The organism is Candidatus Viadribacter manganicus (assembly GCF_001679665.1).
Taxonomy (GTDB): Bacteria; Pseudomonadota; Alphaproteobacteria; order Caulobacterales; family Aquidulcibacteraceae; genus Vitreimonas; species Vitreimonas manganica.
Genome location: NZ_CP013244.1, coordinates 2502490 through 2516223 on the forward strand (window position 1 = coordinate 2502490; position 13734 = coordinate 2516223).

15 protein-coding genes and 2 pseudogenes are annotated in these 13734 nt (G+C 59.7%); 10 read left to right on the forward strand and 7 right to left on the reverse strand.

Annotation, left to right across the window (positions count from 1 at the left end):
- Window positions 1-38: 38 nt before the first annotated feature.
- From ATE48_RS12805 to ATE48_RS20465, 5 genes and pseudogenes are all read left to right on the forward strand, one after another.
- On the forward strand, window positions 39-752 hold the full coding sequence (locus tag ATE48_RS12805; RefSeq protein ID WP_066772110.1) for a gamma-glutamyl-gamma-aminobutyrate hydrolase family protein: 714 nt from the start codon (window positions 39-41) through the stop codon (window positions 750-752).
- Window positions 753-760: 8 nt separating this feature from the next.
- Window positions 761-1504 (forward strand): gamma-glutamyl-gamma-aminobutyrate hydrolase family protein, encoded by a 744-nt coding sequence (locus tag ATE48_RS12810; protein ID WP_066772111.1) that lies wholly within the window; start codon window positions 761-763, stop codon window positions 1502-1504.
- The gene (locus tag ATE48_RS12815) at window positions 1501-2946 is read left to right on the forward strand and encodes a M81 family metallopeptidase (protein ID WP_066772112.1); all 1446 of its coding nucleotides are present in this window, start codon (window positions 1501-1503) and stop codon (window positions 2944-2946) included. Before ATE48_RS12810 ends, ATE48_RS12815 begins: the two co-directional genes overlap by 4 nt.
- Window positions 2943-3260: pseudogene (locus ATE48_RS20460) on the forward strand (nuclear transport factor 2 family protein); the annotation flags it as partial. The gene ATE48_RS12815 and the pseudogene ATE48_RS20460, both read left to right, overlap by 4 nt.
- Before the next feature lie 75 nt (window positions 3261-3335).
- Entirely contained in the window at window positions 3336-3692 is a 357-nt protein-coding gene (locus ATE48_RS20465) for a RidA family protein (RefSeq protein WP_066775039.1), read from the forward strand.
- On the opposite strand, the gene ATE48_RS12825 is transcribed toward ATE48_RS20465, so the two are convergent.
- From ATE48_RS12825 to ATE48_RS12840, 4 genes and pseudogenes are all read right to left on the reverse strand, one after another.
- A complete protein-coding gene (locus tag ATE48_RS12825; protein ID WP_156767756.1) occupies window positions 3650-4198 on the reverse strand; it encodes a DUF5681 domain-containing protein in 549 nt (182 codons plus the stop codon). The genes ATE48_RS20465 and ATE48_RS12825 overlap by 43 nt on opposite strands.
- Window positions 4198-4577: pseudogene (locus ATE48_RS12830) on the reverse strand (DNA-methyltransferase); the annotation flags it as partial. The gene ATE48_RS12825 and the pseudogene ATE48_RS12830, both read right to left, overlap by 1 nt.
- A gap of 2 nt (window positions 4578-4579) precedes the next feature.
- Window positions 4580-4942 carry a carboxymuconolactone decarboxylase family protein gene (locus tag ATE48_RS12835; RefSeq protein WP_066772118.1) on the reverse strand — a complete coding sequence of 121 codons (363 nt, stop codon included), beginning with the start codon at window positions 4940-4942 and terminating at the stop codon, window positions 4580-4582.
- Between the two features lie 10 nt (window positions 4943-4952).
- On the reverse strand, window positions 4953-5819 hold the full coding sequence (locus ATE48_RS12840) for a ferredoxin--NADP reductase (RefSeq protein WP_083197335.1): 867 nt from the start codon (window positions 5817-5819) through the stop codon (window positions 4953-4955).
- A 98-nt stretch (window positions 5820-5917) separates the two neighbouring features.
- Here ATE48_RS12840 and ATE48_RS12845 point away from each other — a divergent pair, with 98 nt between their 5' ends.
- Window positions 5918-6238 carry an ArsR/SmtB family transcription factor gene (locus tag ATE48_RS12845; protein ID WP_066772120.1) on the forward strand — a complete coding sequence of 107 codons (321 nt, stop codon included), beginning with the start codon at window positions 5918-5920 and terminating at the stop codon, window positions 6236-6238.
- Window positions 6239-6241: 3 nt separating this feature from the next.
- On the opposite strand, the gene ATE48_RS12850 is transcribed toward ATE48_RS12845, so the two are convergent.
- Genes ATE48_RS12850 through ATE48_RS12860 form a run of 3 tightly spaced genes read right to left on the reverse strand, consistent with a single transcriptional unit; the run spans window position 6242 to window position 8168 of the window.
- Complete coding sequence (locus ATE48_RS12850; RefSeq protein WP_066772122.1) at window positions 6242-6445, reverse strand: YgaP family membrane protein; 204 nt, start codon at window positions 6443-6445, stop codon at window positions 6242-6244.
- Window positions 6442-6891, reverse strand: a complete 450-nt coding sequence (locus tag ATE48_RS12855) for a thioredoxin family protein (RefSeq protein WP_066772124.1) — start codon at window positions 6889-6891, stop codon at window positions 6442-6444. Before ATE48_RS12855 ends, ATE48_RS12850 begins: the two co-directional genes overlap by 4 nt.
- A complete protein-coding gene (locus ATE48_RS12860; protein ID WP_066772126.1) occupies window positions 6888-8168 on the reverse strand; it encodes an NAD(P)/FAD-dependent oxidoreductase in 1281 nt (426 codons plus the stop codon). The genes ATE48_RS12855 and ATE48_RS12860 overlap by 4 nt, the downstream gene beginning before the upstream one ends.
- A gap of 172 nt (window positions 8169-8340) precedes the next feature.
- On the opposite strand from ATE48_RS12860, the gene ATE48_RS12865 reads away from it, so the two are divergent.
- The 4 genes from ATE48_RS12865 to ATE48_RS12880 all read left to right on the forward strand — a co-directional run bounded on the left by ATE48_RS12865 (window position 8341) and on the right by ATE48_RS12880 (window position 13716).
- Window positions 8341-9372: an efflux RND transporter periplasmic adaptor subunit gene (locus ATE48_RS12865; RefSeq protein WP_066772128.1), complete on the forward strand. Its 1032-nt coding sequence runs from the start codon at window positions 8341-8343 to the stop codon at window positions 9370-9372.
- Window positions 9369-12629, forward strand: a complete 3261-nt coding sequence (locus ATE48_RS12870; RefSeq protein WP_066772131.1) for an efflux RND transporter permease subunit — start codon at window positions 9369-9371, stop codon at window positions 12627-12629. The genes ATE48_RS12865 and ATE48_RS12870 overlap by 4 nt, the downstream gene beginning before the upstream one ends.
- A gap of 10 nt (window positions 12630-12639) precedes the next feature.
- A complete protein-coding gene (locus ATE48_RS12875) occupies window positions 12640-12834 on the forward strand; it encodes a YgaP family membrane protein (RefSeq protein WP_066772133.1) in 195 nt (64 codons plus the stop codon).
- Window positions 12835-13086: 252 nt separating this feature from the next.
- Entirely contained in the window at window positions 13087-13716 is a 630-nt protein-coding gene (locus ATE48_RS12880; protein WP_066772135.1) for a peroxiredoxin, read from the forward strand.
- The last annotated feature ends 18 nt before the right edge of the window (window positions 13717-13734 follow it).

Genomic DNA, 13734 nt, shown 5'->3' on the forward strand with positions numbered 1-13734 from the left:
CAGCTGCCGCGCCTATTCGCCAAATAGAATCAAAGAAAATGGCCAAGCCGCGGATAGGAATTTCGCCCGACAACGAATGGCGTGAAGGCAATCCCTCTCGCGCTTTCTATTTCTTGGATGCTCAGAATTTTGTAGCGCTGAAAAAGGCGCGCGCTCTGTCATTCATGCTCGTCCATGATCCGAGCGCTGTTGAAGATTATCTCGATGCGTTGGACGGGATCGTGATTTCGGGCGGGGGCTATCAATTTCAAGACTCCGTGAAGTTGATCAATCCCAACGACTCACAGGCGCCCAACGAAAAGCGCGCGCGCGTTGCTTTTGAGTGGGCCTTGATTGAAGCAGCGCTAAAGCGAGACATGCCTGTATTGGCAGTATGCGGGGGCGTGCAGACTCTAAACGCTGTCCTCGGGGGTAAGTTAGTTGTCAGCCTAGCCGAGGCCAATCCTGCCTGGTCGCGACATCGCGACCCTCCGTTCAACAAGTTAAGCCACGATGTGGCGGTCTTGGAAAACACGCTGCTTCATCGCTTAACCGGGGCAAACACGTTCGCCGTTAACAGTCTGCATCGCCAAGGTATCATTGAAGTTGGACCAGACGTCGTTGTGAGCGCTTCAGCGGACGACGGCATCGTCGAGGCAATCGAGGCGCCACAATATCGCTTTTGCTTAGGCGTCCAATGGCACCCAGAGTTTGATCTGACGCCTGCCGATCAACTCATCTTCGACGGATTTGTGCGCGCCTGCCAAAGATGAGTCGCGGTATGGACGTCCAACCACGTATCGGCGTCACCGCAGGCGTCGAACTGCGCGATAGCGCCGTTCCGCCACGCTATGCCTACATGTCGGACAGCCAGATTCATCGCGCGCTCGCCGAGGTAGGCGCCGCGCCCATAATCCTGCCGCACCATATCGATGCGATCGACACGTTTCTTGATATGGTCGATGGGGTGCTTATCGCTGGCGGCGGCTATCAGTTTCCTGATCCGTTGACCCTGATCTCGGCCGAAGCGTCGAACGAACTGGGCGAGAGCGCATTTCGGACGCGAGCGTCGTTTGAGCTTGCGCTCGCGCGTGCCTGTCTCAACCGCGATATGCCCACGCTTGGCATTTGCGGCGGCTTTCAGGTCATGAACTCCATTCTGGGCGGCAAGCTTGTCGTGAACCTTGCCGCCGAGCGAGCGGCCTGGGGCGCGCATCTCGCCCCGCCAGCAAATTTCCTCGCGCACGATTTGGAGGTTCGTCCCAACACCATGTTGGGCGCATTGGTGAAGGACGCGCGTATCGTCGTGAATAGTCTGCACCGGCAGGGGGTCGTCGAAACGGGCGCGGAGGCTGTCGCGGCCGCGGTTTCCGATGACGGCCTGATAGAAGCACTTGAAGTTCAGCGACATCCATTTTTCTTGGGCGTGCAATGGCATCCCGAGTTCCTGCTCAGCGCCGCCGATCATAATCTTATCCAAGGTTTCGTGGCGGCCAGCGCGACGCAACGATCGAGGTCGAGATGAAGTTGTTTTTTGGCGGACTGGCGACGGAAACGAATTCATTTTCGCCAATCCCAATTGGGTTGGAATCGTTTGAAGCGGGCGGTCTATTGCGGGGGCCGGCAGTGGCCGCGGAGCCCATTCCGGTGCGGGCGCGCGAACTTGGGCTTGATGTTGTGTGCGGCCTCTACGCACATGCTCCTCCGGGTGGCTTGGTGCGCCGAGATGTCTACGAATCCCTGCGCGATGAATTGCTCGAACAATTGCGTGCGGCGGGGCCGGTCGACATCGTCGCGCTATCCATGCACGGCGCCATGATGGCGTTCGGGTATGACGATTGTGAAGGCGACATCCTCGCGCGCGTTAGAGAGATCGTCGGTCCGAGCGTCACGGTTGGCGCCGTATTCGACCCGCACAGTCATTTGTCGCCTGAGATGCAGCGATACGCCGACGCGTTGCTGTTCTACCGCGAAAATCCGCACACCGACATCGATGAGCGCTCGCGCGAGCTTGTCGACCTGCTTGTACGTATAGCTCGGCGCGAGGTGCGAGCTGAAACCTCGGTGTTCGATTGCCGGATGGCGGATGTGTTTCAGACCAATCGCGAGCCGATGCGCAGCTTCGTCGATCGTATGCGGGCGCTGGAGCAGGGCAACGTTCTCAGTATTTCCGTCTGCCACAGCTGGCGACGCGGTGATGTGCCTTTCATGGGCGCCAAAATCGTAGTCATCACCGACAATGCTCACGCCGAGGGCGATGCACTCGCCGAGCGCTTGGGCATGGAGTTGTTTAGCATGCGCGGCATTGCACATGCGCGCGCAGTGCCACTGCAGGAAGCAGTGGAGCGGGTGCTAGCAGCTAAACACGCTCCGATTCTGTTAGCGGACATCTCCGACAATCCCGATTGTGGCGCACCGGGCGATGCAACCTATGCGGTGCGCGCGCTGCTGGACGCGGGCGTCCGCAACATAGCTTGGGGCGCTTTATGGGATCCGCTCGCGACCCGCTTTGCAGTAGAGGCGGGCGTCGGCGCGCGCTTGTCGATGCGCATCGGAGGAAAAGCCTGCGCGCTATCGGGCGAACCGTTGGATCTCGACGTGGTGGTCAAAGCTGTGAACTCGCACGCCAAGCAAACCACGAGCGGCGGTGAAATCCCAATGGGTACCACGGCCGCGCTTGTCACCGACGGCCTTGAGATTGTTGTCACGGACCATAAGCGCCAAACGTTCGGACCAGATTTATTCACCGATCTGGGCGTTAATCTCGCGACAAAGCGAGTGATCGTCGTGAAGTCTGCGCAGCACTATCGTATCATGTTCGAGCAACACTTCGCCGAGGATATCCCGATTGATTCACCGGGCGTGTGCATTTCCGACATCCGAAAGTTGCCTTTGAAGCGCATTCCGCGACCGATGTGGCCTTTTGACGAAGATCCGTTTGGTGAGAACAAGGCGGCGCAGGCATGAGCGGGCAGCTTGATATCGGCGCTTTGATCGATGCCCAGGTGGCCGCGTATAACGACCATGATCTCGATCGCTTCCTCAGTTTCTTCACTGAAGACTGGCAGTTCTTTGATTTCCCCAATGCCTTGCGGTTCGAAGGCCGCGAGGCCGCGCGTGCACGCTACGGGGCGCTGTTTGAAGCAAACCCACGCCTAAACGCGCGCATCACTACGCGTATCGTCGCACCACCTTTCGTGGTCGATCATGAATCTCTCTATGGGCATGAGCGACGCGCTGACGGGGTTAGCGGGGTGGTCACGTATCAATTCGCCGGACCGCTCATTGCGCGGGTTTGGTCAGGAGCGTGGTCGGACAGCCAGATCCAGCAGGAGCGGCCGACGACCTCAAGGACGGTGAGTATGCAGCGTTTCGAGACAACGGAGCGGATGAGTCAGGCGGTCGTACATGGCGACCTAATCTTCCTGTCTGGGCAAGTCGATAAGACGAAAAGGGATACCGTAGAGGAGCAAACGGCAGCTGTTCTTTCTCGGATCGATGCGCTGCTCGATAGCGCCGGCAGCGACAAGGCTCACATCATTTCGGCCAACATCTGGCTCGCGGATATCGGCAGCTTCGCAGAGATGAATTCGGTTTGGGACAAATGGGTCGCGCCCGGCGCAACGCCCACCCGCGCCACTGTTGAGGCAAGACTCGCCGACCCCAAATATCATGTCGAGATAGCCGTTATAGCGACGCGGAAGGCACCGTAGCCGTGGTGCGCGAGCAGACGGTTGCACCACCCGCTCTCGCGTCCTTGCCACCGATACTGCGATCCAGGTTGACCGGGAGGTAGCGACGGATCTGGCGTGATCGGTTCAACGTTTGCCAATGCCCGCTCCACCACCTTCGCGAGCCTTTCGCGTGCGCCAGCAATGTGAGTGGCAAAATCGTCCTGTCTTCCTTTGACGGCGCCGCCAAGGCCTCGGCTTTCGAAAGTCTCTAGGACGAAGCGGCTGGCTTTGCCGTCGCCCTGCAACGCTTTGCGTACTTCGAGCATTAGGATCGCCTTGAGCGCGGGCATTGTGCGCACGCGACCATCCACGGTCACCTGAACCCGCGTCGTTGCGACTTCCTCGACGATATCGTTGAGCGCCACCTGTCGCGGCTTCCGTCCGTGAGGGTTGCCACTCTGGCCAGGCTTGAACCGCGAGTGTTTGGGCGGACTGCAATAGCCAACAGCTTCGTCCGCCCGTTCGTCGTTGGGTCGTTTGGACATCACGGCACTCCTTCCACGCAGTTCAGATCAGTTGGATGCACCGGAGCTAGGTCTTCGATCAGCTCGGGCTTGAGGCCGGTCATGGCGCTCCAGCGCGTCATCGCGACATCGACATATCCCGGAGCTAACTCGACGCCTCGGCAACGCCGGCCGGTTCGCTCGCACGCAATCAAGGTGGTGCCCGAGCCCAAGAAGGTGTCGAGAACGATTTCGCCACGCTTGGTGACATCGAGGATGGCGTCGGCGACTAAGCCAATGGGCTTCACCGTTGGATGGAGCGCCAAGTCGGCGCGCCGGGATCCTTGGAACGTGTTCACCGAAGGGTAGTCCCGTTGGTCCGGTTTCGGCCGTGACGACCAAGTTCAACATTGTTCCGATGTTTCAGTCCTTATCTCCAGCATCTCCAGTGCGCCATTGCTGGACGGCTTCGAGAGCTTGAGCCGCGTACATCACACTGGGACCTGCGCCCATGTAGATCGCGACTCCCATAGCATCGCCGATCTCCTCATCGCTTGCGCCAGCAGCGACCGCGGCCTTGGCGTGAAACGTGATGCAAGGGTCGCAGCGAATTGCAACGGAGACCGCAAGCGCGATGAGTTCCTTTGTTTTTGTGTCTAGTGTCGTCGGCTTCAGCGCAGCCTGCGCTTGCTGGCTAAAGGCGCGCATGACATCACTCTGCCGCCCCCTCAGTCGCGACACGAGTGTGTTCAGTTCCTGCGCCATCCTAGGCCAGTCTTTCAGCACTTGGTTCCTTTCAGCCGACGAACGCTTTCTCGACGACGAAATCGGCGGGAGCCGCATTCGAGCCTTCGACGAAGTTTTTGGCGTTTAGGATCGCCTGCATGTCGTGGATGAAGGGCAGGGAGCCGCAGACCATAACGCGATCACTGGCTGGGTTTAGGGGCGCGATGCTGAGATCGGAGAACATCTTGCCCGACCCAATGAGATCCGTTACCCGGCCGGAGCGGTGGCACGAGGTGCGTGTGCATGTGGCGTAGCGCATGACATGCAATGCGGCCGCTTCACCGATCAAGGGATCTTCGGGCAGCGCGTTGACGATGTCCTCGCTGTAGCGAAGCTCGGCCGCTTCGCGGCAAGTGTGCGTCACGATTATCTTTTCGAATTTTGTATAGGTTTCAGGCTCGCGCAGAAGGCTGGCGAAGGGTGCGAAACCTGTCCCGGTGGATAGCACGAAGAGTCTACTGGCCGGCGTCAGCGCATCAAGCACCAGTGTGCCGGTGGGCTTCCGCGCCATGAGCACTTCGTCGCCCGGTTTGATGTGGCAGAGGCGCGATGTTAGCGGTCCGCTTGGAGCGATGATTGAATAGAATTCAAGCGTATCGTCCCAAGGCGGCGAAGCGATTGAATAGGCTCGCAGAAGCGGGCGGTCCTCCGTGCGCAGGCCAATCATCACAAACTCTCCGGCGCGGAACCGAAACGCTGCGGGGCGTGTGATCCGAAAACGGAAGAGGCGGTCGGTGTAATGTTTGATCGCGAGTACGCGCTCGGTGGTGAGGTTCTCGGGGAGCGGCGCCAGGACCCGATCCGGTGTGCTCGAACGTTGCGGCGCGTCCGAGTGTTTCTCGGTCGCGCGCAAGAAGGGAAAGGTAAGCGTGCTCATCTTCCTTATTTGCGGCAGGGCGCATTGCGCGGATTTGATCCGCATCAAGGAGTTGGCAAAACATGCGTTGATGCTAATATATGTCGCAGGAGCGTTTGATGGCGACGGCGACGAAAAGCAAGAGAGCAATACGAGATCTTGAGAGCAGGGCCGGTGAGGCCGCGGAGCTTCTCAAATTACTCGCGAACGATCAGCGGCTCATCATCCTTTGCCGGCTAAGCGCTGATGAAATGGCAGTTTCTGAATTGGGCGAGTATGTGAACCTCACCCAGTCTGCGCTGTCGCAGCATTTGGCAAAGCTCCGCGCGCATGGTCTTGTTGCAACTCGGCGAGAAGGTCAGAACGTTTACTATCGACTTGCCAATCCGACGGCCCAGAAGCTGGTCGGTGCGCTGTGCGAATTGTATGGCGGCAAGTGATGTTTACTTGAATAAAGTGCCCGGCTTGAAACCCAGCCGTTTGAAAACCATCGCCGCCGGGCAAAATCCCGTGAACGCCGATTGAAACATGTTGAGACCGGCGAAGGCTGACAAGAGCACCCAATAGGGGTGAACCCAAATGGCCAGCGTCAATCCGGTCAGCACCACGATGCCGGCGAATGCGAAAACTGCACGATCAATTGTCATGATTGTTTCTCCGTAACAGAGAGCGGCGCCAGTGCGCGGCTAAGCCATGCGTTCAATTGGTCGGCCGTCATTAAGCCCGCTTGGCGAGCAACCTCGCGGCCGTTGTGGAAGAGGATGAGCGCGGGAATGCCGCGAACACCAAGTTGGGCCGGGGCGCGCGTTTGATCGGCGTTGAGTTTCAAGAAACGCACATCGGGTTCGAAGTGCTGAGCGGCCGCAGCGAAAGTGGGCGCCATCATGCGGCACGGGCCGCACCAGGGCGCCCAGACATCGACCAGCACCGGCGCCGAGGTGAGTTTGAGGTGCGCCGCGAAGGCGGCGTCATCGACATCGATCGGCGCGCCTGTGAAGAGTTTTTCGCCACAACGACCGCACTTGGCGGCGTGCGGATCGCCAGCGCCGATGCGATTGCCGACGCCGCAAGAGGGACAGGCAACTTGGCTCATCGTTTGGTCTCTTTCAGTTTGGCGATGCCTAAAACCTTGAGAGCGAGCGCCTCGTAAAATGTCTCGCTTTGGCCGCGCCGAAGCTTGCCGAGGAAGTATTTCTCGAACTGCTCTTTTGCGAGATGCACCCATTTGCCGTGGGCGGACCAATTGACATTGCGCGGGGGGATTTGTGGCTGGGCGATGAACGCAACGCCTTCATCCCCGAAGTCGGCGAGGCAGACCGCGTTCCACGTCGCTTGTTCTTGCGGCGCTTTCTTGCGTAGCAATGCGCCGATGTTCTTGGCCGTGGCGGTGACCATGGACTCAATCATGAAGCCGGTTTTGGGGACGCCAACAGGAACGGGCGTCTTGCCCGTTGGTGGAATGGCAACCGCGACGCCAATACCAAACACATTCGGATAGGTGGGATTGCGCTGGTATTTATCGACAATGACGAACCCGCGCGGGTTGACCAACCCTTCGATACCCGAGATCGCTGGAACGCCTCGGAAGGCCGGGAGCATCATCGAGAACTTGAAGGGCAGTTCGTGGGTGGTCTTGACGGCGCCGTCGTCGCTTAGCTCTTCAACTTTCATCTTGCCGGCTTCAACTTTGGCGACGCGCGCGTTGGTGATCCATTTGATGTGCCGCTCGCGCATTTCGCTTTCGAGCAAGCCCTTCGTATCGCCAACTCCATCAAGACCAAGGTGGCCAACGTAAGGTTCGGCGGTTACGAACGTCATCGGCACTTGGTCACGCAGCTTACGGCGGCGCAGCTCAGTGTCGAGGATCATCGCGAACTCGTAGGCAGGTCCGTAACAGGATGCGCCCTGAACGGCGCCGACTACGATGGGACCGGGCGCGTCGCAGAATACGTCAAATGCAGTTGCTGTGCGTTCCGCGTGATCCACGTGGCAGATCGATTGGGTGAACCGTTCGGGTCCGAGGCCCTCGATCTCGTCGAACGCGAGATCGGGCCCTGTTGCGATGACGAGATAGTCGTAAACGAGCGACGTCCCATCGCTCAGCTCAAGCCGGTTTTCAGCAGGATGGACGCGCTTTGCGCCCATCGACAGGAACTCGATACCCTTGCGTTTCATCACGGAGGGCAGCTGCACTTCGATGGCGTCGCGATCACGCCAGCTCACTGCCACCCACGGATTGGAGGGTACAAAGTGGTAGGTATCGCCCTTGGAAATGAGGACGATTCTGTCTGAGGCGCTCGCTTCGGCTTTGATCTCATAGGCCGCCAGAACTCCGCCTAGACCGGCGCCAAGTATTGCAACGGTCGCCATCTTGTTTCCTCCCGACGCTCGGAGCGTCGTTGCATATATATTAGAACATGCGTATATACGCAAGTATGCGAGTCTGCTGTGCTGAGAATATCGCTGTTCCGGCAGCTGCCGCCTTGATCTCACGCAAGGTCAGGAGAGCCGTAGCGTCGCAGGGTCAGACGAGGAGTCGGCGATGAGACGGGTTCAAGGATTGCTTGCAGCACTGGTTCTGCTTGGCGCCTGCGGGCGCCAGCTGCCTGTCGCGCATGCGCCTTCTGCCCCGGCTGGAGAGCAATTGTTGATCCAGCGAGCGGCGGTTCCCGACTACAAGACGGTGTCGGCAATCCTAACAAGCCGTGATGTTGGGGATGCGCGCGCCCGCATCGGGGGCACGCTCAGTCGCCTCTTGGTGCGCGAAGGCGATCAGGTGCGCCGCGGTCAGGTCGTCGCGATCATTAGCGATCAGCGCTTAGCGCTCGAGGCGCAGGCTGGCGCAGCCACTGTGGCTGCAGCCGAAGCGGCCGCAGAGCGCGCGCGGGCCGATCAAGCGCGCTTTCAAGTGTTGTTCGACCGCGGTTTCCTCGCCCAGGCGCGCATGGATCAGATCAATGCGGATACACGCGCGGCGGAGGCCCAACTGCGCGCCGCGCGTTCGCAGGGCGGCGCCCTCTCTGAGGCCAGCGCGCAGGGACGAGTGCTTGCGCCTGCGGATGGTCGAGTTACACGCGCGCCGATCCCACAAGGCGCCGTGGTGATGCCTGGCGAAGTTGTCGTCGCGATCGCCACCGGTGCGCGCGTGCTTCGCTTGGAACTTCCTGAAGGCCAAGCGCAGTACATTCAAGAAGGGCAGGACATCCGCATTCTCAGCACAGATGAGGGCGCAGAGGCGCTCTCTGTGCGCGTGCGCCAAGTCTACCCCGCGATTGAGAACGGCCGCGTTATGGCCGATTTGGATGCGCGCGGACTTGAAGGCGGGTTTGTCGGAGCGCGCGTGCGTGTCCTAATCCCAGCAGGCCAACGCGAGGCGATCGTCATCCCGGCGCGCTATATCCAGACTAGGTACGGTGTCGACTATGTGCGCCTCATGCGCGCAGAAGGCGCTGTCATTGATGCGCCGGTCCAACGCGGCAGCGCCGTGCCAACGGAGGCGATGGCGGATGGTGTGGAAATACTATCCGGTCTTGAACCAGGGGATGTCATAGTTCCTCCTGAGGCGCGGACATGAGCCTCGGGATCTCCGGTTCGCTGACGAAGGGCACGATCCGTTCGCCGCTCACGCCGCTATTCTTGTTGACGGCGCTCGCGGTAGGGCTGCTCGCGCTGTTCACCATACCGCGCGAAGAAGAGCCGCAAATTTCGGTGCCTCTCGTGGACATCAGCGTGCGGGCTGACGGCCTGCGTGCGCCCGACGCTGTGGAACTCATAACCAAGCCGCTTGAGACGATCGTAAGGGGCATCGAGGGTGTCGAGCACGTCTACAGCCAGACAGAAGATGATCGTGCCCTCGTAACGGCGCGCTTTCTCGTTGGCACTGATCCCGACGATGCGATCGTTCGCATCCAGCAGGAAATCAGAGCTAACTACGATCGTATTCCGGTTGGCATACCAGAGCCGCAGATCGTGGCGCGCGGCGTCAACGATGTTCCGATCATGGTGATCACACTCTCTCCGAGCGCGATGGCCGCGGATCGGTGGGATGATAGTGCGCTTTATCGGGTCGCTGATGAGCTTCAGAGCGAGCTGATGAAGGTAGACGATGTGGGTCTCACCTTCATCGTTGGAGGGCGGCCACAGGAAATTCGCGTCGCCCCTGACCCCGGTCGCCTCGCTCTTTACGGCGTACCGCTGGGCCGCGTCATTGAAGCCGTCAGCAATGCGAACCGCGCGTTTCCCGGCGGAGATCTGCGTGGACGCGAGGGCACAAACTCCACCGCCGTTGGCCAAACGTTGGATGATCCGGCGGAGATCGGCCTGCTTACGGTGCAAGCGGCTGACGGCCGAACCGTCTATATCCGTGATATCGCCGAGGTGACTCTCGGGCCTCGCGAGGACCAAGCTCGTGTTTGGCGCTTCACGCGCGACGGCGAACATCAACGCATGGCGCCGGCGGTAAGTATCGCCGTCGCCAAGCGAGACGGCGCCAATGCCGTCGTGGTTTCTCAGGCCATCGAGGCGCGGTTGAGAGCGCTGGAAGGAAGCTTGATCCCACAAGGCGTAGACGTCGCCATCACGCGCAATTACGGCGAGACCGCGAATGAAAAGGCGAACGAGCTGCTGTTGCACCTTGGCTTGGCGACGCTCTCCATTGTTGCGCTGATTTTCTTCGCTATTGGGCGACGCGAGGCGATGGTGACGGCGGTGGTGATCCCGACCACGATCCTACTCACGCTCTTCGCGTCTAATCTCATGGGCTATACGATCAATCGCGTCAGCCTGTTCGCCGTCATTTTCTCCATTGGCATTCTCGTCGACGACGCAATCGTAATCATCGAGAATATCGCGCGCCATTGGGCCGCGCGTGATGGCCGTTCGCGCGTCGACGCCGCCATCGCGGCCGTCGCCGAAGTTGGAAATCCGACAATCGTCGCAACGCTCACTGTCGTAGCGGCGTTGCTGCCAATGATGTTCGTTTCCGGATTGATGGGGCCCTACATGGCGCCGATCCCGGCCAATGCCTCGGCAGCAATGCTGTTTTCATTCTTCGTCGCAGTCGTCATCGCTCCTTGGCTGATGCTCAAGTTTGCGCCGAAGAATGAGGCCGCTACGGCGCAAGGGGCAGCGCACCGGCACGACGAAGAAGGCTTGTTCGGGCGGCTTTATCGCCGCGTCGCCGCGCCCATTATTCGCTCCCGCAAAGGAGCGCGTCGGTTTTTGGTCATTGTTGGTGTCGCGACTTTGGTTGCCTGCACGCTGTTCGCCACACGCACAGTGCGTGTGAAGCTGCTGCCGTTCGACAACAAGTCCGAAGTGCAAGTTGTTGTCGATCTGCCTGAGGGCGCCTCACTAGAGGCCACCGAGCGCGTCCTCATCGAAGCTGCCGGCATTTCCCAAAGTGTGCCCGAAGTCGTATCCGTGGATGCGTATGCAGGCACGGCTGCGCCCTTCAACTTCAACGGCCTCGTTCGGCACTACTATATGCGCCAGCGCCCGGAATTGGGTGATCTGCAATTGACCCTGCTGCCAAAAGGCGAGCGCAGCCGTACGAGCCACGCCATCGCACTTGATCTGCGCCGGCGCCTCCAGGCTCTCTCGTTGCCGGAAGGATCGGTCATCCGCATCGTCGAGGTGCCGCCTGGTCCGCCAGTTATCGCGACGTTGCTGGCGGAAGTGTATGGTCCAGATGCGCGAACCCGCCGCGAGACGGCGCGACAGCTGCAGGACATCTTTCGCCAGGTTCCGTATCTGGTGGATATCGACAATGGTTATGGCGTTCCGCGGCCTCGCCTGCGCCTCACGCCCAACCGCGAGCAGATAGAATTCTTCGGCGTCTCCGAACGCGACATGATGGATAGCGTTGCGGTCGCGATGGGCGGTCAAGTGATTGGCTACTCGCATCGCGGTGAAGGACGCAATCCAATCGAGATCGCGCTGCGACTGCCGCAATCAGCGCGGTCTTGGAACCAGAACTTGGCGTCGATGCCGGTTGCGGCGACGCAGAACGGGGCGCGCCTCGTCGAACTGGGCGAGTTGGTGTCGGTGCAGGAGGAAGAGGGATCATATCCCATCTTCCGCCGCAACGGTCGCTACGCCGAAATGGTGATGGCGGAACTTGCCGGCGCGTATGAGGCGCCGATCTACGGAATGCTCGATGTGGAGCGGCTCGTGCGCGAGCACGATTGGGGCGCTGTAGAGCGGCCGCAAATCCTAATGCATGGCCAGCCCGCGAACGAGAACGCGCCTTCGATTTTGTGGGATGGTGAGTGGGAGATCACTTACGTGACCTTCCGCGATATGGGCGCAGCGTTCATGGTGGCGATCCTCGCTATCTACATTCTCGTGGTGGCGCAGTTCAAAAGCTTCAAACTGCCTCTGGTCATTTTGACGCCGATACCGCTCACACTCATTGGCATCGTGATCGGGCACATCCTCTTCAATGCGCCATTCACGGCGACATCGATGATCGGCTTCATCGCGCTCGCGGGCATCATCGTCCGAAATTCGATTCTGCTGGTGGACTTCATCCGTCATGCCAAAACGGTGGAGCGACCGCTCCGCGACGTCTTGCTGGAAGCCGGGGCCATCCGGTTCAAGCCAATCATGCTTACGGCGCTTGCCGCAATGATCGGCGCGACCGTCATTCTGTTCGATCCGATCTTTCAGGGGCTCGCGATCTCACTGCTCTTCGGTCTTGCCTCATCGACACTGCTTACGGTGCTGGTGATCCCGGCGATTTACGTTGTGATGCGCGACGACGAGAGGCCATTGGATGCATCCCCCAACATCGCGGACCCACATCTTTCGAAACTGAAAGCCGCTGAATAGGAGACGCGACATGCAAATCAATGAGGGCGCCGTCGACCGCGCGATACGTGTGATTGTCGGACTGGCGATATTGTTGCTCGTGTTCATCGGGCCGAAGACACCTTGGGCTTGGTTCGGCCTTATACCGTTGCTTACGGGCATGATCGGATTTTGTCCCGCGTACGCGTTGCTCCGCCTCAACACCTGCGGAATGCGAAAGCAATAGATTAGAGTCTCATGTCACTTTTGGATGAGAGCGACCGACCGACAGAAACGCATCGACGATCGGCTCCGGTACTGGCGGGGTCATTCAATTCGCTAAGTCAAACCATCGCTGATTTGGCCCTAGTCAGTCGGTCGCCTTGCTCTGAGCGCGATGCGGCAAGTGTGCGATTGGGTACAGATGTAAATGTGTGCGCGTGCAACAAAATCTCGTGCCCGGCCGCGCTGGCGGCCGGTTGAGAGAACGGAATTGGCAGTGTCACTTCATATCGGCGACGTCGCGCCCGATTTCACGGTCGCCACCACCAAGGGCGAGATCAGTCTGCATGCGTGGGCGGGCGAGAGCTGGGTCTTCTTCTTCAGTCACCCGGCCGATTTCACGCCTGTGTGCACCACCGAGATGGGCCGCACCGCGCAGCTCGCGGCACAATTCGAAACGCGAAATGTGAAGCCGCTCGGCCTGTCGACGGACAGCGTCGAGGAGCATCTGAAGTGGATATCGGACGTCAACGAGACCCAGCACACAGACCTGCAATTTCCGATCATCGCCGACCCCGATCTGAAAATCGCCAAAGCCTACGACATGATCCATCCTGAACAGAGCTCGACCGAGGCGGTGCGTTCAGTGTTCATCATCGATCCTAAGAAGAAGATACGCCTTACGATGACCTATCCGATGAATGTCGGTCGCAATTTCGATGAGATACTGCGCGTGATTGACGCGCTGCAGTTTGCTGACGCGAACCGGATCGCCACGCCGGCCGACTGGAACCCTGGCGACAAGGTGATCATTCCGCCGTCCATCCCAGACGCCGAGGCCAAGGGTCTCTTTCCTCAAGGCTGGGAAACGGTGAGACCCTATTTGCGGCTTACGAAGATCAAATAGGTCGCGCCGCAACGACTC